The organism is Pseudomonas sp. SA233, assembly GCF_054792385.1.
Genome location: NZ_CP096449.1, coordinates 603009 through 620703 on the forward strand (window position 1 = coordinate 603009; position 17695 = coordinate 620703).

Genomic DNA, 17695 nt, shown 5'->3' on the forward strand with positions numbered 1-17695 from the left:
CCCTCCCTTTTTTTGTTGCCTGCCACCATGCACTGTCCCTTTTGCGGTGCCAACGACACCAAGGTAATCGACTCTCGTCTCGTCGCCGAGGGCGAGCAGGTGCGCCGCCGCCGTGAATGCGTCGCCTGCGGCGAGCGCTTCACCACCTTCGAAACCGCGGAGCTGGTGCTGCCCCGGCTGATCAAGCAGGACGGCACGCGCCAACCCTTCGACGAAGAAAAACTGCGCGCCGGCATGCAACGGGCACTGGAAAAGCGCCCGGTCAGCGTCGAGCGCCTGGAAGCTGCGCTGGCGCATATCAAGAGCCGCCTGCGTGCCACCGGCGAGCGTGAAGTCAAATCGCTGGTAGTGGGTGAGATGGTCATGGCCGAGCTGCGCAAGCTCGACGAAGTGGCCTATATCCGTTTTGCCTCGGTTTACCGGCGCTTCCAGGACCTCGACGAGTTCCGCGAAGAAATCGACCGCCTGGCTCGCGAGCCGGCTAAAGAGTGATCATGCCCAGCCAAGCTGCCATCCTCGACGCCCACTACATGGCCCGCGCGCTGGAGCTGGCGCGCAAGGGCCTGTACACCACCCACCCGAACCCGCGCGTAGGCTGCGTGATCGTGCGCGATGGCGAGGTGGTCGGCGAAGGCTGGCATGTACGCGCCGGCGAGCCGCATGCCGAAGTGCATGCCCTGCGACAGGCCGGTGAGCGTGCCCGTGGCGCCTGTGCCTATGTCACCCTCGAGCCGTGCAGCCACCATGGCCGCACGCCGCCGTGCGCCGAAGCGCTGGTCAAGGCAGGCGTGGCACGGGTGGTAGCCGCCATGCAGGACCCCAACCCGCAAGTGGCGGGGCAGGGCCTGCGGCGCCTGGCCGAAGCCGGTATCGAAGTGGCCAGCGGCGTGCTCGAGGCCGAGGCCCGCGCACTCAACCCCGGTTTCCTCAAACGCATGGAGCACGGCTTGCCGTTCGTTCGCGCCAAGCTGGCCATGAGCCTGGATGGCCGCACCGCCATGGCCAGTGGCGAAAGCCAGTGGATCACCGGCCCGGCCGCCCGCTCGGCGGTGCAGCGCCTGCGCGCCCGCTCCAGCGTGGTACTGACCAGCGCCACCAGCGTGTTGGCCGACAACGCGCGGATGACCGTGCGCGGCGCCGAGCTGGGCCTGGATGCCGAAACCACTGCCCTGGCTCTCAGCCGCACACCGCTGCGCGTGCTGATCGATGGCCACCTGCGCCTGCCGCTGGATGCGCCGTTCTTCCAGGCTGGCCCGGCGCTGGTGGTGACCGCTGTCGCAGATGACCCGCGCTATGCCGCTGCCGGCCACGAACTGCTCAGCTTGCCGGGTGACAATGGCCAGGTAGACCTGTCGGCGTTGCTGCAGGCCCTGGCGGCCCGCGGCATCAACGAAGTCCTGCTGGAAGCCGGTGCCGGCCTGGTCGGCGCCTTCGCTCGGCTAGGCCTGATCGACGAGTACCAGCTTTTCGTCGCCGGCACGTTCCTTGGTTCCCAGGCCCGTCCGCTGTTGGACTGGCCACTGGACAAGATGAGCGAAGCGCCGCGGCTGAAAATTACCGAAATGCGCGCAGTGGGCGATGACTGGCGGGTCACGGCCATCCCCCTGCCGGCACCCCGCGTATAATGCCTGGCTTGCCCTGCGCAAAACGTTTTTGAGGAAGACCCAATGTTCACCGGCATCATCGAATCCATCGGCACCATCCGCAGCCTGACTCCCAAGGGTGGCGACGTGCGCGTCTACGTCGAAACCGGCAAGCTCGACCTGGGTGACGTCAAGCTCGGCGACAGCATCGCCGTCAACGGCGTGTGCCTGACCGCCGTCGAACTGCCGGGCGACGGCTTCTGGGCCGACGTCAGCGTCGAAACCCTCAAGCGCACCGCCTTCATCGACCTCAAGAGCGGCAGCAAGGTCAACCTGGAAAAAGCCCTGACTCCCACTACCCGGCTGGGCGGGCATCTGGTCAGCGGCCACGTCGACGGGGTCGGCGAAATCATCTCGCGCAGCGATAACGCCCGCGCCATCCAGTTCCGCGTGCGTGCACCGAAGGAACTGGCCAAGTACATCGCCCACAAGGGTTCGATCACCGTCGACGGCACCAGCCTGACGGTCAACGAGGTCAATGGCGCCGAGTTCGAGCTGACCATTGTCCCGCACACCCTGTCCGAAACCATCATGGCCGACTACCGTGCAGGGCGTCGGGTAAACCTTGAGGTCGACCTGCTGGCCCGTTACCTGGAGCGTCTGCTGCTGGGTGACAAGGCCGCCGAACCGAGCAAGGGCAGTGGCATTACCGAAAGCTTCCTGGCCGCCAACGGCTTCTTGAAATCCTGATTGAGAAGGGGGTGCCGCGTGGCGCTCAACAGCATCGAAGAACTGGTCGAAGACATCCGCCAGGGCAAAATGGTCATCCTCATGGATGACGAAGACCGCGAAAACGAGGGCGACATCATCATGGCAGCCGAGTGCTGCCTGCCCGAGCACATCAACTTCATGGCCAAGCACGCCCGTGGTCTGATCTGCATGCCGATGACCCGCGAGCGTTGCGAAACGCTGAAGCTGCCGCTGATGGCACCGCGCAACGGCTCGGGCTTCGGCACCAAGTTCACCGTGTCGATCGAAGCCGCCGAAGGTGTCACCACCGGCATCTCCGCCGCTGACCGCGCACGCACCGTGCAGGCGGCAGCCGCCAAGGACGCCAAGGCCGAAGACATCGTCAGCCCCGGCCACATCTTCCCGCTGATGGCCCAGCCTGGCGGTACCTTGGCCCGTGCCGGCCACACCGAGGCCGCATGCGACCTGGCACGCATGGCCGGTTTCGAGCCGAGTGGCGTGATCTGCGAAGTGATGAACGACGACGGCACCATGTCGCGCCGCGCCGAGCTGGAAGTGTTTGCCGCCGAGCACGGCCTGAAGATCGGCACCATCGCCGACCTGATTCACTACCGCATGATCCACGAGCGCACCGTGCAGCGCGTCTCCGAGCAACCGGTCGAGAGCGAGCTTGGTGAGTTCAACCTGGTCACCTACCGCGACGCGGTGGAAGGCGACGTGCACATGGCCTTGACCCTGGGCAAGATCTGCGCCGAAGAGCCGACCCTGGTCCGCGTACACAACATGGACCCGCTGCGCGACCTGCTGCTGGTCAAGCAACCGGGCCGCTGGAGCCTGCGCGCCGCCATGGCTGCCGTGGCCGAGGCCGGCAGCGGCGTGGTATTGCTGCTGGGGCACCCGCTGGACGGCGACGTGTTGCTGGCGCACATCCGCGAAAGCGCTGGCGATGCACCAGTCAAGGCACCGACTACCTACAGCACCGTGGGTGCAGGTTCGCAGATCCTGCGCGACCTCGGTGTGCGCAAGATGCGCCTGATGAGTTCGCCGATGAAGTTCAACGCGATATCCGGATTCGATCTGGAAGTTGTAGAATACGTGCCCTCCGAGTGACTTGAGGCGGCAGTGACGCCCTCCAGCTCGAGTCCATACCCCTGTCGAGGCCGCCAGCATGCGGCCTCGCTCTTGAAGATGAGAATATCGGAATGACCCTGAAGACCATCGAAGGTACCTTCATCGCCCCCAAAGGTCGCTATGCTTTGGTGGTTGGCCGCTTCAACAGCTTCGTCGTCGAAAGCCTGGTAAGCGGTGCCGTTGACGCCCTGGTACGCCACGGTGTCAGCGAAAGCGACATCACCATCATCCGTGCCCCGGGTGCATTCGAAATCCCGCTGGTGGCACAGAAGGTCGCCCAGCAAGGCGCCTACGACGCGATCATCGCCCTGGGCGCAGTGATCCGTGGTGGTACCCCGCACTTCGAATACGTGGCGGGCGAATGCACCAAGGGCCTGGCCCAGGTGTCCATGGAGTTCGGTGTTCCGGTGGCCTTCGGCGTACTGACCGTCGATTCCATCGAGCAGGCCATCGAGCGTTCCGGCACCAAGGCCGGCAACAAAGGTGCTGAAGCTGCCCTGTCCGCTCTGGAAATGGTCAGCCTGCTGGCGCAGTTGGAGGCCAAGTGATTAGCGACGAAAGCGATCGTTTCAACCCGCGCGATCCAAAACCTGCGGATGCCGGCAAGCCATCGAAGAGTGCCAAGCGCCGCGAAGCCCGCAAGCTCGCGACCCAGGCGCTGTACCAGTGGCACATGGCGCAGCATTCGCTGAACGAGATCGAAGCGCAGTTCCGGGTCGATAACGATTTCTCCGATGTCGACGGCGCTTATTTCCGCGAGATCCTGCATGGGGTCCCGGCGATCAAGAGCGAAATCGACAGCGCCCTGAAGCCATGCCTGGACCTGGCACTGGAAGAGCTCGACCCGGTAGAGCTGGCCGTGCTGCGTCTGTCTACCTGGGAGTTCATCAAACGCGTCGACGTACCGTACCGCGTGGTGATCAACGAAGGTGTCGAGCTGGCCAAGGTCTTCGGTGCCACCGACGGCCACAAGTTCGTCAACGGTGTGCTGGACAAGCTGGCCCCGAACCTGCGCGAAGCAGAAGTCAAGGCGAACAAGCGCTGATCCTGGCGCTTGCGGACCATGGGTGAGTTCGAGCTGATCAGCCATTACTTCGCCGCCGCGCCCTGTGCGCAAGGCGGTGAAGGCGTGGCCCTTGGCATTGGTGACGACTGCGCCTTGCTGGGCCTTCCTGTCGGCGAGCAACTGGCGGTGTCCACCGACACCCTGGTTGCCGGGGTGCATTTTCCGGCTCTGTGTGACCCTTGGTTGCTCGGCCAGCGCTCGCTGGCCGTGGCGGCCAGCGACCTGGCTGCCATGGGCGCCACCCCCATCGGCTTCACCCTTGCCCTGACCTTGCCCGAGGTCAGCGCCGACTGGCTGCAAGCCTACGCCAGCGGCCTCAACCGCATGGCCGGCCACTGCCAGCTAAGCCTTATCGGTGGCGACACCACTCGCGGCCCCCTGAGTATCACCATGACCGTGTTCGGCCGGGTTCCGGTGGGGCAGGCGTTGCGCCGTGATGGCGCTCGCCCGGGCGACCTGCTTTGCGTCGGGGGCGAGTTGGGTAACGCGGCAGGGGCTTTGCCGCTGGTGCTGGGCCAGCGCCAGGCCGATGCCGCGCTGGCGCAACCGTTGCTCGACCATTACTGGTCGCCGTCGCCGCAGTTCGCCCTGGGCCAGTTGCTGCGCGGGCGTGCAACTTCGGCACTGGATATTTCCGACGGCCTGCTGGCCGACTGCGGGCATATCGCCAAGGGCTCCCGCGTGGCGCTCGAAGTGAACCTGGAGCAGGTGCCAGTGTCATCCGCTTTGCAGGGCTTGCTCGGCGCCGAGGCGGCCGTACACGCGGCGCTGACCGGTGGCGACGACTATGTGCTGGCGTTCACCTTGCCGCCAGCCGAGCTTTCATCCCTGCAGGCACAAGGCCTGGCGGCATTCCATGTCATCGGGCGGGTGCTCGAAGGGCAGGGTGTGAGCCTGCGCGACCGGCAGGGCCAGGACATCACCCCGCGGCAACGCGGCTATCAACATTTTAGGGAGACACCGTGACCGATCACCCCAACCAGGTGCCTGCGGAGTTTGTTCCGCCTTCGGTCTGGCGCAACCCGTGGCACTTCATCGCCTTCGGTTTCGGTTCTGGCACCTTGCCAAAGGCGCCGGGCACCTGGGGCTCGCTGGTGGCCATACCGTTCATCCCGCTGTGGCAGATGCTGCCCGACTGGGGCTACTGGCTGTTGCTGGGCGTGAGCATGCTGTTCGGCTTCTGGCTATGCGGCAAGGTCGCCAATGACTTGCGCGTGCACGATCATGAAGGCATTGTCTGGGACGAGATCGTCGGCATGTGGATAACCCTCTGGCTGGTGCCGGAAGGCTGGCAGTGGCTGCTGGCGGGGTTCCTGATGTTCCGCTTCTTCGACATTCTCAAGCCGTGGCCGATCCGCTGGGTCGACCGCCATGTGCATGGGGGCGTTGGCATCATGCTCGACGATATCCTGGCTGGCGTGTTTGCCTGGCTGGGGATGCAGGTTCTGGTTTGGGCGGTTGCCTGATACAGGGAGCGTGTGAATGGCCATGAGGACCGTGCTGCTGGCAATGCTGCTGAGCCTTGCCCCGTGGGCGGCGGCTGCCGAGGGTGTGCCGAAACAGATCCACCTGGTCAGTGAAGAGTGGCTCGACTACACCAACGCCGACGGTACCGGGGTAGCCTGGGACGTGCTGCGCAAGGTGTTCGAGCCGGCCGGGTTCAAGGTAGTGACCCAGAGCGCGCCCTACAGCCGTGCGGTCGGGCTGGTGAAGCGTGGCGAGGCTGACGCCTGGGTAGGCTCGTACAAGGAAGAGAACGACGACAACCTGTACCCGCGCTGGCACTTCGACATGGACCACATCTATGCGCTAGGGTTGGTCAGCAAGCCAGTGCCTACTCGGCAGACCATAGGCCGCTACCGCTTGGCCTGGGTGCGTGGCTACGACTTCGGTAGCTATCTGCCCGATGTGCATGACTTCCGCGAAGTCCAGCGCCGCGAAGGCATCCTGCCGATGCTTGAGCATGACCGCGTGGACTTCTACATCGATGCGCTGACCGAGATCGACTACGTGCTCGGCCAGACCTCCCAGCCCGAGCGCTTCCGCCGCACCCATGTGGCCGAACTGCCTCTGTACCTGGCCTTTGCCCGCAGCGACCAGGCCAAGGCCCTGCGCGACCTGTTCGACAAGCGCATGGCCGAGCTGGTGCGCAGTGGTGAGCTGAAGCCGATCTTCGAGCACTGGCAACAGCCGTATCCGTTCAGCCCGGATAGCAAACCGCATTGAGGCGCAGAGCACCAAGGCCTGTGCGGTCCCTGTGGGAGCGGGTTTACCCGCGAACACCGGCGAAGCCGGTGCCAGGCACCGCGTTACCTTCTTCGCGGGTAAACCCGCTCCCACAGAAGCCCGCGTAGGGGGCAGGGTTGATCGATGGCCTAATAAGCATCGAACTTTTCGATCTTACCCCACGGTATTCAGCCAGCCCACATCCCCCAACCTGCTGATACAATCGGCCCACGAGAAATTTAAACTTATTCCAGGAGCACAACGTGCCCGTCGTCTTTGTTGCCGCCTCTAAACTCCCGACTCCCTTCGCGACCTTCACCATGCATGGCTTCCTCGACGAAGCCACTGGCCGTGAGCACGTGGTGCTCAGCCTGGGTGACATCGCGGACGGCCAGCCGGTGCTGGGGCGCCTGCACTCCGAGTGCCTGACCGGCGATGCCCTGTTCAGCCAGCGCTGCGACTGCGGCTCGCAGCTGGAAGCCGCGCTGCAGGCCATCGCCCGTGAAGGCCGTGGCGTGCTGCTGTACCTGCGCCAGGAAGGCCGTGGCATCGGCCTGCTTAACAAGATTCGCGCCTACGAGCTGCAGGACGGTGGCGCCGATACCGTCGAGGCCAACGAGCGCCTGGGCTTCGCCGCCGACCAGCGCGACTACGCCATCTGCCTGCCGATGCTGGAGCACCTGGGCGTGAAGTCGCTGCGCCTGATGACCAACAACCCGCGCAAGGTCAAAGCCCTGACCGACATGAACATCGTCGTCGCCGAGCGCGTACCGCTGCACACCGGGCACAACCCGCACAACCGCTACTACCTGGCAACCAAGGCCGGCAAGCTGGGCCACATGCTGGGTAACGAGCACCAGGGCGAGGTGCCTCAGGCGTGACCCGCGCCGAGGTCAAGCGGCGCCTGGCGCTGGCCTGGTGGCAGTACCTGGCGGTGGGCCTGGTGCCGCTGCCAGTGATGGCCTGGGCCTTCGGTGGCGGTGATGCGCTGGCCTCGGTGTTGGCCATGCCACTGTTCATTGCCGGCGCGGCGACCATGTTCCTCAGCCTGCCGCGCTTCGGTGCCTACAAGCGCGCCCTCATCGCCACATCCAAGGTGCTCGGCACTGGTGAAGAGCCCGCCGCCTGGATCGAACTGGCGCGGGTGCGGCGCGTGGCCATGCTGTATGCCTGCTTGCCGGCCTGGGTCGCCGCCTTGTCGGTGCTGGTCGGCCTCGAGGCGGTGCCGCAGATCCTGCTGGCGTTGTCCACCGCAGTGGTGCTGTACCTCTATTGCATTCCACGCCAGCTCGGCTGATGCGCCTGCTGCCCGGCCTGTTGGCGCTGCTCGTCTGCTCCACACTGGCCGCCGAACCCCTGCGGGTGGTCAGCCTGGCCCCGTCGATGAGCGAGATCATGCTCGAACTGCAGGCCGATGACCTGCTGGTCGGTGTGCTCGACGGTGGCGAACGGCCGGCGGCGCTGCGCGAGTTGCCCTCGGTGGGGCGCCAGGGGCAACTGGACCTCGAACGCCTGCTCAGCCTGCGCCCCGACCTGTTGCTGCTGTGGCCGGGCAGCGTGCCGCCGGCCCAACGCGACCAGCTCAAGCGCCTGGGTATCGCAACGTACAGCGCAGAACCCCATGATATCGACCAGCTGATCGAGCAGATCGAAGCCATCGCCGAACGAATCGGCCGTGCCGAACAGGGCCATCGGTATGCCCAGGCCCTGCGTGAACGACTGCGTCAGCTGCGCCAGCAGTATCGACGGGACGAGCCCTTGCAGGTGTTCTACCAGGTCTGGGACCGACCGCTGTATACGCTCGGTGGCCGGCAGGTGGTCAGCGATGCCCTGGCCGTTTGCGGCGCGCGTAATGTCTTCGCCGATCTCACCCAGGCGGCGCCGCAGGTAAATGTGGAGTCTGTGCTGCTGCGCAACCCGCAGGTCATTCTGGCGGGAGATCAGGCGCAGCTGGCGGGTTGGAAGGCCTGGCCACAACTGCGTGCAGTTGCCGATGATCGTTTACTGGTGGTGCCAGACAAGGGCCTGGAGCGGCCTAGTGGGCAGATGATCGAAGCTACGGCGCGTTTGTGTGCGTTGCTCGAGGCTAAAGCACCAACGCCCAGGTGAGGTTCTGCTAGGGCTGCGCCCTCCATCGCTGGCAAGCCAGGCTCCTACAGGGATAGCGCATGGCTTGAGGCTGGCGCGGTCGAGGTAGGAGCTGGCTTGCCGGCGAAAGGGCCGCAAAGCGGCCCCCAAGGGATTACAACCCGAGCCTGGCCATCCGAGCTTTCACCGAAGCCTCGATCCCAGCCGCATCCAGCCCGCACTCAGCCAGCATCTGCGCCGGCTTGGCATGCTCGACATAGATGTCCGGCAACCCCAGGTGCAGCAGCGGTTTCACGATCGCCTGGCTGGCCAGGAACTCACCCACAGCCGCACCGGCACCGCCCATGATGGCGTTTTCTTCGATGGTTACCAGCAGCTCATGGCTTGCAGCCAGCTCCAGCACCAGCGCCTCGTCCAGCGGTTTGACGAAACGCATGTCCACAACGGTAGCGTTGATCTGCTCGGCAACCTGCATGGCCTCGGCCAGTTGCACGCCGAACACCAGCAAAGCGACTTTCTCGCCCTGGCGACGGACCACGCCCTTGCCGATTTCCAGCGGCTCCAGGTCACCGCTGATCGGCGCGTTCGGGCCGGTGCCACGCGGGTAGCGCACAGCCGCCGGGCCGTTGTACAGGTGGCCGGTGCTGAGCATCTTGCGCAGTTCGTTTTCGTCGCTTGGGGTCATCACCAGCATGCCCGGGATGCAGCGCAGGTACGACAGGTCGTAGCTGCCCGCGTGGGTCGGGCCGTCTTCGCCGACCAGGCCGGCGCGGTCGATGGCGAACAGCACGTCAAGATTCTGTACCGCCACGTCGTGGATCAGCTGGTCGTAGGCGCGCTGCAGGAAGGTGGAGTAGATCGCCACCACCGGCTTGCTGCCCTCGCAGGCCATGCCGGCCGCCAGGGTCACGGCATGTTGCTCGGCGATTGCCACGTCGAAGTAACGCTCCGGGTAGCGCTCGCTGAACTCGACCAGGTCGGAGCCTTCCTTCATCGCCGGGGTGATGCCCACCAGGCGGTTGTCGGCGGCAGCCATGTCGCACAGCCACTGGCCGAACACCGCGGAGTATTTCGGGCCGCTGGCTTTCTTCGGTGCGGCGGGTTTGTCGGCCGGCTCCAGCTTGGTGATGGCGTGGTAGCCGATAGGGTCGATCTCGGCCGGGGCGAAGCCCTTGCCCTTCTTGGTCACCACGTGCAGGAACTGCGGGCCCTTGAGGTCACGCATATTCCGCAAGGTGGCGATCATGGTCGGCAGGTCGTGGCCGTCGATCGGGCCGATGTAGTTCCAGCCCAGTTCTTCGAACAGCGTGCCCGGCACCAGCATGCCCTTGGCGTACTCCTCGGTGCGGCGGGCGATCTCCCAGGCGCCTGGCAGGCGCGACAGCACTTTCTTGCTGCCTTCGCGCATGCTCGCGTAGGTGCGGCTGGAGAGGATCTTGGCCAGGTAGTTGGACAGGCCGCCGACATTGCGCGAAATCGACATGTCGTTGTCGTTGAGGATCACCAGCATGTCGGCGTTGACTTCCTGGGCGTGGTTCAACGCCTCGAAGGCCATGCCGGCGGTCAGCGCGCCGTCACCGATCACCGCGATCGACTTGCGGTCGCTGTTCTGCAGGCGGGCGGCAATGGCCATGCCCAGTGCGGCGCTGATCGAGGTGCTGGAGTGGCCGACGCCGAAGGTGTCGTACTCGCTCTCGCTGCGGCGCGGGAAGGCGGCGATGCCGTCCTTCTGGCGCAGGCTGAGCATGCGGTTACGGCGCCCGGTGAGGATCTTGTGCGGGTAGGCCTGGTGCCCCACGTCCCACACCAGCCGGTCGTCGGGGGTGTCGAAGACATAGTGCAGGGCGATGGTCAGCTCGATGACGCCCAGGCCGGCACCAAAATGCCCACCGGTCTGACCCACGGTGTAGAGCAGTTCCTGGCGCAGTTCGTCGGCCAGGGTCTCCAGGTCGGCTTCGGCCAGCCGGCGCAGGCCGGCAGGCGTGTCAGCGCGGTCGAGCAACGGCGTGACCGGGCGTTCGCGGGGGATCTCTTGAAACGTCGTGGGCATCAGGCGAGTCGTTATAGGTGTGTGAAGACGCGGCAGTTTACCCCATTGTAGGAAATACTGCCCATTCAACCACGGGTTACGCGGCCCCTGTGGGAGCGAGTTCACCCGCGAATGCGGCGGTAAACTCAACATCGCATTCGCGGGTAAACCCGCTCCCACAGGGATTGGTGTCGTTGCTTAATTGCGGCGTTCGACGATGTAACGCGCCAACGCCCGCAGCGGTTCGGCCTTTTCGCCGAACCCTTGCAGTGCGACCAGCGCCTGGTCGCGCAGTTCGATCGCATAGGCCTTGGCCGCTTCCAGGCCCAGCAGCGCCGGGTAGGTCGGTTTGTCACGGGCGATATCGGCCCCCTGGCGTTTGCCCAGGGTGGCGGTGTCGCTTTCCACGTCGAGGATGTCGTCCTGCACCTGGAACGCCAGGCCGATGGCCTGTGCATAGGTCTGCAAGGCATCCAGTTGCGCCTGTTCGGCGCGGGCGCTGGCCAGGGCGCCGAGGCGCACGCTGGCTTCGATCAGCGCGCCGGTCTTGTGCCGGTGCATGAACTCCAGCGCCTGCTGGTCCAGCTTCAGGCCAACCGAGCCCAGGTCGATGGCCTGGCCACCGACCATGCCTGCCGGGCCGGCAGCCTTGGCCAGGGCCTGGACCATGGCCAGGCGAATGCTGTCGTCTTGCGGGCTCAGGCGCGGGTCGAGCAGAGCGCTGAAGGCCAGGCTCTGCAAACCGTCGCCGGCGAGGATCGCGCAGGCTTCATCGAAGGCTTTGTGGGTGGTCGGCTGGCCGCGGCGCAGGTCGTCGTCATCCATGGCCGGCAGGTCGTCATGCACCAGCGAGTACGCGTGGATCAGTTCCACCGCACAGGCTGCGCCGTTGGCCTGTTCGGCCGGGGCGCCCAAGGCTTCGCAGGCCGCGTAGGCCAGCAGCGGACGAACGCGTTTGCCACCGTTCATCACGCTGTAGCGCATGGCGGCGTAAAGGCGTTCGAGTTCCTTGGTCGGGGCGACGAACAACGGTTCGAGGGCGGCGTCGACTCGCGCCTGGCAGCTGGCCTGGTAGGTGCCGATCATGCTTCCGGCTCCGCGTCGAAGGGCTGGGCAGCCAGTTCGCCATCGCGTTCCAGCAGGATCTGCACCTTCTGTTCGGCCTGGGCCAGGGCACCCTGGCAATCGCGGGTCAGGGCGATGCCTTGCTCGAAGGCGGCCAGCGACTCTTCCAGCGACAACTCGCCGTTCTCCAGGCGCTCGACCAGTGCTTGCAGGTCTGCGAGGGATTGCTCGAAATCGAGGGAGGCTTTTTTGCGGGCCATGGCGACTGTCTCGGTGGCATTCAGAACGGCGCGACACTAGCAGAGCGGGGCGGGGGGAGCAAACTTCCGGCAGCCTGAGGTTGCACTTGCCGGCCTCTTCGCGGGTAAACCCGCTCCCACAGGTACTGCACCGGTTCCGAGTCTGCGCGGTCCCTGTGGGAGCGGGTTTACCCGCGAATGGGCCGCAAAGCGGCCCCGTGCGGTGGATCAGGCTGGCTCTGCCTCGAGCTCCAGCATGGCCTCACGGTACCGCGCCAGTTCCTCGATGGTCAGCACCGGCAGATTGTATTGCCGCGCATACACCGCCACCTGCTCGCCACGGGCCATCGTGCCATCGGGGTTCATCAGTTCGCACAGCACTGCCGCCGGGCGCAACCCGGCCAGGCGTGCCAGGTCTACCGAGCCTTCGGTGTGGCCACGGCGGGTCAGCACCCCGCCATTGCGGGCGCGCAGCGGGAATACATGCCCCGGGCTGACGATATGGCGCTGGTCCGCAGTAGAGCGCAATGCCGCGCCAATGGTGGTGATGCGGTCCTGGGCGGACACCCCGGTGGTGATGCCTTCCGCCGCCTCGATGGTGACGGTGAAGCCGGTGCCATGGCGTGCCTGGTTGTTCTGCACCATGGGTGCCAGTTGCAGTTCGTCGACGGTGGCCTCGTCCAGGCACAGGCAGACGATGCCGCTGCAATCGCGAATCATCATGGCCATGGTCTGCAGCGAGATGTTCTCGGCGGCGGCGATGATGTCCGCTTCGTCCTCGCGGTCGTCGTCGTCGAGCAGCAGCACAGGGCGCCCGGCCCGGAAGGCGGCGATGGCGGCGCTGACATTGGGGAATTGCGGGTGGTGCGTGGTGGACATGAAACGCTCCTCGTGAATGATCGATGAACGTCTCGGGGCGAACAAAATGCGCGCGCAGGGGCGCCCGGATGGCCCCTGCCTGACGCCTTCTTTCATCCGGACTATGACCGTCGGCTCTGGAGTCTCACCAGATCTGCTGACCCCCGACATGGCCGGGGCGCTCGCGGGCTCATCTTTCGATTTACCGCCGGTGGGGACTTTCACCCCGCCCTGAAGACCCGCCAAGCATACAGCACATTGCCACCTCGCTGGCAACCGACGGCTCTACGACCTTTGGCGGTATCATTCGGCTATGCATTCGAGGAACAGCCCCATGGACATTCTTCAGGTCGCCGGCGGCAAGCCGGTCAAGTTGTGGACCGACGGCGTACCGGTGGAAGACGACGCCCGCAAGCAACTGCTCAACACGGCGAGGATGCCGTTCATCTTCAAGCACCTGGCTGTGATGCCGGACGTGCATCTGGGCAAGGGCTCGACCATCGGCAGTGTGATCCCCACGGTTGGCGCGATCATTCCCGCCGCGGTGGGTGTGGATATCGGCTGCGGAATGATCGCCGCGCGCACGTCGCTGCACGCCCGCGACTTGCCGGACAACTTGCATGGCCTGCGCAATGCCATCGAGCACGCCGTGCCGCATGGCAAGACCTTCGGCAAACGCGACCAGGGCGCCTGGGCCGATGTGCCGGCCCAGGCTGACAAGGCTTGGGGGCGGTTGGCCGGGCGCTTCAAGGCCATCACCGACAAGTACCCGCGGCTGGAGAAGACCAATAACCGCCATCACCTGGGGACGCTGGGCGGCGGCAACCACTTCATCGAGGTGTGCCTGGACGAGGCCGACCGCGTCTGGTTCATGCTGCACAGCGGCTCCCGGGGCGTGGGCAATGCCATCGGCAACCTGTTCATCGAACTGGCCCAGGCCGACATGCGCCAGCACCTGGCCAACCTGCCGGACAAGGACCTGGCGTATTTCGAGGAAGGCAGCCGCCATTTCGCCGACTACGTGGAAGCGGTGGAGTGGGCGCAGGACTACGCCAGGCAGAACCGCGAGCTGATGATGCTGGCGGTGGTCGGTGCGGCTCGCAAGGCGCTCGGCAAACCGTTCGAGGCCAGCCTGGAAGCGGTGAACTGCCACCACAACTATGTGCAGCGCGAGCAGCATTTTGGCCGAGAGGTGCTGGTGACGCGCAAGGGGGCGGTGTCGGCGCAGAAAGGGCAGTTGGGCATCATTCCCGGCTCGATGGGGGCCAAGAGCTTCATCGTGCAAGGGCTGGGCAACGAGGAGTCTTTCTGTTCCTGCAGCCATGGTGCCGGCCGGGTGATGAGCCGGACCAAGGCCAAGAGCCGCTTCACCGTGGAAGACCAGCGGCGGGCCACGGCGCATGTGGAATGCCGCAAGGACAAGGAGGTGATCGACGAGATCCCCATGGCCTACAAGGACATCGATGCGGTGATGCGCGCGCAGCAGGACTTGGTGGAGGTGGTGCACACCTTGCAGCAGGTGGTGTGTGTGAAGGGCTGACGGGTTTACCGAGATATCCCTTCATTCGAGCCGCGGTATGACTTCTGATAATCAGATTTTTCCCGTTGCGCGTAGGCCATTTCTGAAATAGCTTCCTAGCGCCCTTGAGCCATTGCGGTGGTGTTCCTGGCGGCCTAGTGTGGGCCTGTCGTTGCCAAATCAGCGACCGGGCCTGCAAGCCCGCTCAGAGAACGATTACCGATCACCAATAGCCAATGGCATGCCATTGCGCGCGCTTGTTGGTGGCTGCGTACGGGAGGTTTTCGAACCTGCCGGTTTCGTTCTCTGCCGGTCTTGCAGACCTGTACGTGGCCGCCACCCATCACACTGCAAGTAATGAGTGGCGGTTCTAGCCAATCAACTGAGAACCTCACCATGCTTAAGATTGTCCCCGATCCACCCCACGATATTCATTCCCTTGAAGACACCCTGATCCGGGCCACGGACTACGCTCTGTGCGCGGCGACCGTTGTGCATCAGGCCATGCTGCTGCCCGCTCAGCCTCGGACTTTGCACTGAGGCTTGAGTGATGTGTTGTCTGGGCCGGCCTTTTCGCGGGTAAACCCGCTCCTACAACGATCGGTGGTCCATGTAGGAGCGGGTTCACCCGCGAATGGGCCAGAGCAAGCAGTCGAGAAATTTCAGGGGGATTCAACAATGACCACAGAAGACACCCAGTTCACCGTCGGCAAAACCACCTTCTACCAAGGCGAACACGGCACCCATCCACTGTTCCGCATCGAGCCCGGCATCCCCTGCCGCGATGCCCGCGAGCAGTCCTCAGAGTTGATGGGCTATGTCCGCGAACTGACCATCACCGGCCTGATGGATGAGAAGCCGATGATGATCTGGGCTGCGCACTACCTGAGTGCGATGGCCAAGGCGCTGATGGATGATGCTGAATTGGGCATGGGGCAGTGAGCGTTTGCCTTTAGGTCGCATGAGGGCCGCAAGGTGTTCGCCGCGGCAGTTTCAGCGCCTGTCAGACCGAGCGCCGCCCGCGCGGCGCTTCGCAGCACAAGGCTGCTCCTACATCTGTTTCGGGCCAGTCCTTCCTGTGTAATTCGCGCGCGAACGCCTTGGCGCATGCCGTGATATCGCGTCGCACAAACAAGGCGACCGCACGCCCCTGGCACAGGCGATATTGGCCCGAAACAAATGTAGGAGCAGCCTTGTGCTACGAAGCGCCGCGCGGGCGGCGCTCGGTCTCACAGGCGCTGCAAACCTGTCGGTATACACCTGATGGCCCGCTTGATTAGAGTGGCGCCTGGGGTGATACAGGCCAGTCAAGCCTTTCGACAAGCGAGGTGCAGGTGAGCGTTGATATCGAGTGTGTGGTGGTCGGGGCCGGCGTGGTCGGCCTGGCGGTGGCGCGCGCCCTGGCCCAGGCTGGCCATGAAGTGCTGGTGGTGGAGGCGGGCGAGGGCATTGGCGTCGGGGTCAGCTCGCGCAACTCCGAGGTGATCCACGCCGGCCTGTATTACCCCGATGGCAGCCTGAAGGCGCAGTTGTGTGTCGAGGGCAAGCAACGCCTGTATGCCTATTGCGACAGTCGGGGCGTTGAATACCAACGCCTCGGCAAACTGATCGTCGCCACCGATGCGGCCCAGGTCGAAGGCTTGCAGCGCCTGCTGGAGCAGGGCCGGCGCAATGGTGTCGATGACCTGCAATGGCTCGACGCCGACCAAGCGCGTGAGTTGGAGCCGGCGCTGTCATGTGTCGCCGCGCTGTGGTCGCCGTCCACCGGCATCATCGACTCCCACGGTTTGATGCTCGCCCTGCTGGGTGACGCCGAGGCCGCAGGCGCCACCTTGGTACTGCATACCCCACTGCTTGCCGCGCGGGTGATCGAGGCCGGTTTCAGCCTGGACATGGGCGGTGCCGAGCCGATGAGCCTGACCTGCCAGCGGCTGGTCAACTGCGCTGGGTTATCGGCAGTTGAAGTCGCTGGGCACATCACCGGCCTCGATCCGGCTCATGTGCCCAAGGCCTATCTATGCAAAGGCAGCTATTTCAGCCTGAGCGGTCGTGCGCCATTTCGGCACCTGGTGTACCCCGCACCGGAGCACGCCGGCCTGGGCGTGCACATGACCCTCGACCTGGGCGGCCAGGCGCGCTTCGGCCCGGATGTGGAGTGGGTGGAAAATATCGACTACCCGGTAGACCCCCGACGCGGCGACAGCTTCTACGCTGCAGTACGGCGCTATTGGCCCGACCTGCCAGACGCCAGCCTGCAACCGGCCTACAGCGGCATCCGCCCGAAGATCAGCGGCCCGCAGGACCCGGCGGCAGACTTCGTCATCAGTACGCCCGCCGAGCATGGTGTGCCAGGGTTGGTGAACCTGTTTGGCATCGAGTCACCGGGGTTGACCAGTTGCCTGGCATTGGCGGATCGCGTGCTGCATACCCTGCGTGACAAGTGAGGGCAGTGCCAAGCTGCCTTCAGTCTTTATGCATGTGCTGCTTGCCATCGCGATGAGTATGGGCCTTTGAATGCCCCTCATCATGCTGGCTTGCGCCCGAGGCCTGCTCACCATGGTGGCCAGGCACGTTGCCGCGGTGCTGGCCTTCATGGTTGTGCATTTCACTTTCGCCACCACCATGCTGGTGGCCGCCACTGGCCGCGACCATCGTTTTGTACTGCTGGGCGTTTAACTGGGGTAGCTGATCCAGGAAGGCGACGATGCCCCAGATGTATTCATCGCCCATGCTCTTGCCCCAGGCCGGCATGCCGGAGGCCTTGATGCCGTGCTTGATGATCCAGAACGCCGCAGCAGGGTCGCCACCGATACCGCTTTTGGTCAGGTCGGGAGGCGATGGATACAGAGCCTGGCTGAGCTCGGTATTCTCGACGCCAGGGGCAAGGTGGCAACCGATGCACATGGCATTGTAGTTACCGGCGCCGGTACGAATCAGCGCTTCATCTTTCAGGTCTGGCACCTCGATGTCCCTGGCCCGTACTGCGATCGAGCGGTCCCGGGCCATGGCCAGAAACGCATGCACGGCGGGGAAATGGGGATCATCGGCCCCCACGTTGACCAGGCCGGAGTACGCAGCACCCAGCACGGCCACGCTGGCCACTGCGCCTGCTGCAACAAGCGTTGTTATTGTTCTTTTCAT

The 17695-nt window shown here is 64.8% G+C and carries 20 protein-coding genes and 1 riboswitch; of the genes, 15 read left to right on the plus strand and 5 right to left on the minus strand.

The window, feature by feature from the left end; genetic code table 11:
- The first annotated feature begins 27 nt into the window (after nucleotides 1–27).
- The 12 genes from nrdR (at nucleotide 28) to M1D87_RS02850 (ending at nucleotide 8865) form a co-directional block, all read left to right on the plus strand.
- Nucleotides 28–492: a transcriptional regulator NrdR gene (gene nrdR, locus M1D87_RS02795; RefSeq protein ID WP_003255402.1), complete on the plus strand. Its 465-nt coding sequence runs from the start codon at nucleotides 28–30 to the stop codon at nucleotides 490–492.
- Nucleotides 493–494: 2 nt separating this feature from the next.
- Entirely contained in the window at nucleotides 495–1625 is a 1131-nt protein-coding gene (gene ribD / locus M1D87_RS02800) for a bifunctional diaminohydroxyphosphoribosylaminopyrimidine deaminase/5-amino-6-(5-phosphoribosylamino)uracil reductase RibD (RefSeq protein ID WP_061551353.1), read from the plus strand.
- 42 nt (nucleotides 1626–1667) lie between these two features.
- On the plus strand, nucleotides 1668–2333 hold the full coding sequence (locus M1D87_RS02805) for a riboflavin synthase (protein ID WP_003255399.1): 666 nt from the start codon (nucleotides 1668–1670) through the stop codon (nucleotides 2331–2333).
- An 18-nt stretch (nucleotides 2334–2351) separates the two neighbouring features.
- Nucleotides 2352–3443 (plus strand): bifunctional 3,4-dihydroxy-2-butanone-4-phosphate synthase/GTP cyclohydrolase II, encoded by a 1092-nt coding sequence (gene ribBA / locus M1D87_RS02810; protein ID WP_003259341.1) that lies wholly within the window; start codon nucleotides 2352–2354, stop codon nucleotides 3441–3443.
- 92 nt (nucleotides 3444–3535) lie between these two features.
- A complete protein-coding gene (gene ribH / locus M1D87_RS02815; RefSeq protein WP_003255395.1) occupies nucleotides 3536–4012 on the plus strand; it encodes a 6,7-dimethyl-8-ribityllumazine synthase in 477 nt (158 codons plus the stop codon).
- Nucleotides 4009–4509, plus strand: coding sequence for a transcription antitermination factor NusB (gene nusB / locus M1D87_RS02820; RefSeq protein ID WP_013970674.1), 501 nt, complete (start codon nucleotides 4009–4011; stop codon nucleotides 4507–4509). Before ribH ends, nusB begins: the two co-directional genes overlap by 4 nt.
- A gap of 18 nt (nucleotides 4510–4527) precedes the next feature.
- Nucleotides 4528–5496, plus strand: a complete 969-nt coding sequence (gene thiL / locus M1D87_RS02825) for a thiamine-phosphate kinase (protein ID WP_061303927.1) — start codon at nucleotides 4528–4530, stop codon at nucleotides 5494–5496.
- Nucleotides 5493–5996 (plus strand): phosphatidylglycerophosphatase A family protein, encoded by a 504-nt coding sequence (locus M1D87_RS02830; protein ID WP_004376077.1) that lies wholly within the window; start codon nucleotides 5493–5495, stop codon nucleotides 5994–5996. Before thiL ends, M1D87_RS02830 begins: the two co-directional genes overlap by 4 nt.
- A gap of 16 nt (nucleotides 5997–6012) precedes the next feature.
- A complete protein-coding gene (locus M1D87_RS02835; RefSeq protein WP_421091691.1) occupies nucleotides 6013–6756 on the plus strand; it encodes a substrate-binding periplasmic protein in 744 nt (247 codons plus the stop codon).
- A gap of 263 nt (nucleotides 6757–7019) precedes the next feature.
- A complete protein-coding gene (ribA, locus tag M1D87_RS02840; protein ID WP_003255389.1) occupies nucleotides 7020–7637 on the plus strand; it encodes a GTP cyclohydrolase II in 618 nt (205 codons plus the stop codon).
- Complete coding sequence (locus tag M1D87_RS02845; protein ID WP_123085276.1) at nucleotides 7634–8053, plus strand: MFS transporter; 420 nt, start codon at nucleotides 7634–7636, stop codon at nucleotides 8051–8053. The genes ribA and M1D87_RS02845 overlap by 4 nt, the downstream gene beginning before the upstream one ends.
- The gene (locus M1D87_RS02850) at nucleotides 8053–8865 is read left to right on the plus strand and encodes a cobalamin-binding protein (protein WP_123085275.1); all 813 of its coding nucleotides are present in this window, start codon (nucleotides 8053–8055) and stop codon (nucleotides 8863–8865) included. Before M1D87_RS02845 ends, M1D87_RS02850 begins: the two co-directional genes overlap by 1 nt.
- Before the next feature lie 133 nt (nucleotides 8866–8998).
- Here M1D87_RS02850 and dxs read toward each other — a convergent pair whose 3' ends face one another.
- The 4 genes from dxs to ribB form a co-directional block, all read right to left on the minus strand.
- Complete coding sequence (gene dxs / locus M1D87_RS02855) at nucleotides 8999–10894, minus strand: 1-deoxy-D-xylulose-5-phosphate synthase (protein ID WP_024086183.1); 1896 nt, start codon at nucleotides 10892–10894, stop codon at nucleotides 8999–9001.
- A gap of 177 nt (nucleotides 10895–11071) precedes the next feature.
- The gene (gene ispA, locus M1D87_RS02860; RefSeq protein ID WP_123085274.1) at nucleotides 11072–11959 is read right to left on the minus strand and encodes a (2E,6E)-farnesyl diphosphate synthase; all 888 of its coding nucleotides are present in this window, start codon (nucleotides 11957–11959) and stop codon (nucleotides 11072–11074) included.
- Complete coding sequence (locus tag M1D87_RS02865) at nucleotides 11956–12198, minus strand: exodeoxyribonuclease VII small subunit (RefSeq protein WP_003255380.1); 243 nt, start codon at nucleotides 12196–12198, stop codon at nucleotides 11956–11958. The genes ispA and M1D87_RS02865 overlap by 4 nt, the downstream gene beginning before the upstream one ends.
- A 207-nt stretch (nucleotides 12199–12405) precedes the next feature.
- A complete protein-coding gene (ribB, locus tag M1D87_RS02870) occupies nucleotides 12406–13056 on the minus strand; it encodes a 3,4-dihydroxy-2-butanone-4-phosphate synthase (protein ID WP_039614625.1) in 651 nt (216 codons plus the stop codon).
- An 80-nt stretch (nucleotides 13057–13136) separates the two neighbouring features.
- A riboswitch (FMN riboswitch) is annotated at nucleotides 13137–13278 on the minus strand.
- Nucleotides 13279–13369: 91 nt separating this feature from the next.
- Here ribB and M1D87_RS02875 point away from each other — a divergent pair.
- The 3 genes from M1D87_RS02875 (at nucleotide 13370) to M1D87_RS02885 (ending at nucleotide 16998) form a co-directional block, all read left to right on the plus strand.
- Complete coding sequence (locus M1D87_RS02875) at nucleotides 13370–14575, plus strand: RtcB family protein (protein ID WP_123085273.1); 1206 nt, start codon at nucleotides 13370–13372, stop codon at nucleotides 14573–14575.
- Nucleotides 14576–15232: 657 nt separating this feature from the next.
- On the plus strand, nucleotides 15233–15496 hold the full coding sequence (locus tag M1D87_RS02880; protein ID WP_015268787.1) for a DUF3077 domain-containing protein: 264 nt from the start codon (nucleotides 15233–15235) through the stop codon (nucleotides 15494–15496).
- A 392-nt stretch (nucleotides 15497–15888) separates the two neighbouring features.
- A complete protein-coding gene (locus tag M1D87_RS02885) occupies nucleotides 15889–16998 on the plus strand; it encodes an NAD(P)/FAD-dependent oxidoreductase (protein WP_123085272.1) in 1110 nt (369 codons plus the stop codon).
- Nucleotides 16999–17017: 19 nt separating this feature from the next.
- On the opposite strand, the gene M1D87_RS02890 is transcribed toward M1D87_RS02885, so the two are convergent.
- Nucleotides 17018–17695: a c-type cytochrome gene (locus M1D87_RS02890; protein ID WP_123085271.1), complete on the minus strand. Its 678-nt coding sequence runs from the start codon at nucleotides 17693–17695 to the stop codon at nucleotides 17018–17020.

What these genes read in the sequence shown, in the direction of transcription:
- ispA (WP_123085274.1), bottom strand. Translation starts at nt 11,959, where the DNA reads ATGATCGGCACCTACCAGGCCAGCTGCCAGGCGCGAGTCGACGCCGCC.
- M1D87_RS02805 (WP_003255399.1), top strand. Translation starts at nt 1,668, where the DNA reads ATGTTCACCGGCATCATCGAATCCATCGGCACCATCCGCAGCCTGACT.
- M1D87_RS02865 (WP_003255380.1), bottom strand. Translation starts at nt 12,198, where the DNA reads ATGGCCCGCAAAAAAGCCTCCCTCGATTTCGAGCAATCCCTCGCAGAC.
- dxs (WP_024086183.1), bottom strand. Translation starts at nt 10,894, where the DNA reads ATGCCCACGACGTTTCAAGAGATCCCCCGCGAACGCCCGGTCACGCCG.
- ribD (WP_061551353.1), top strand. Translation starts at nt 495, where the DNA reads ATGCCCAGCCAAGCTGCCATCCTCGACGCCCACTACATGGCCCGCGCG.
- M1D87_RS02875 (WP_123085273.1), top strand. Translation starts at nt 13,370, where the DNA reads ATGGACATTCTTCAGGTCGCCGGCGGCAAGCCGGTCAAGTTGTGGACC.
- M1D87_RS02850 (WP_123085275.1), top strand. Translation starts at nt 8,053, where the DNA reads ATGCGCCTGCTGCCCGGCCTGTTGGCGCTGCTCGTCTGCTCCACACTG.
- M1D87_RS02835 (WP_421091691.1), top strand. Translation starts at nt 6,013, where the DNA reads ATGGCCATGAGGACCGTGCTGCTGGCAATGCTGCTGAGCCTTGCCCCG.
- nrdR (WP_003255402.1), top strand. Translation starts at nt 28, where the DNA reads ATGCACTGTCCCTTTTGCGGTGCCAACGACACCAAGGTAATCGACTCT.
- ribB (WP_039614625.1), bottom strand. Translation starts at nt 13,056, where the DNA reads ATGTCCACCACGCACCACCCGCAATTCCCCAATGTCAGCGCCGCCATC.
- M1D87_RS02890 (WP_123085271.1), bottom strand. Translation starts at nt 17,695, where the DNA reads ATGAAAAGAACAATAACAACGCTTGTTGCAGCAGGCGCAGTGGCCAGC.
- thiL (WP_061303927.1), top strand. Translation starts at nt 4,528, where the DNA reads ATGGGTGAGTTCGAGCTGATCAGCCATTACTTCGCCGCCGCGCCCTGT.
- M1D87_RS02880 (WP_015268787.1), top strand. Translation starts at nt 15,233, where the DNA reads ATGACCACAGAAGACACCCAGTTCACCGTCGGCAAAACCACCTTCTAC.
- ribH (WP_003255395.1), top strand. Translation starts at nt 3,536, where the DNA reads ATGACCCTGAAGACCATCGAAGGTACCTTCATCGCCCCCAAAGGTCGC.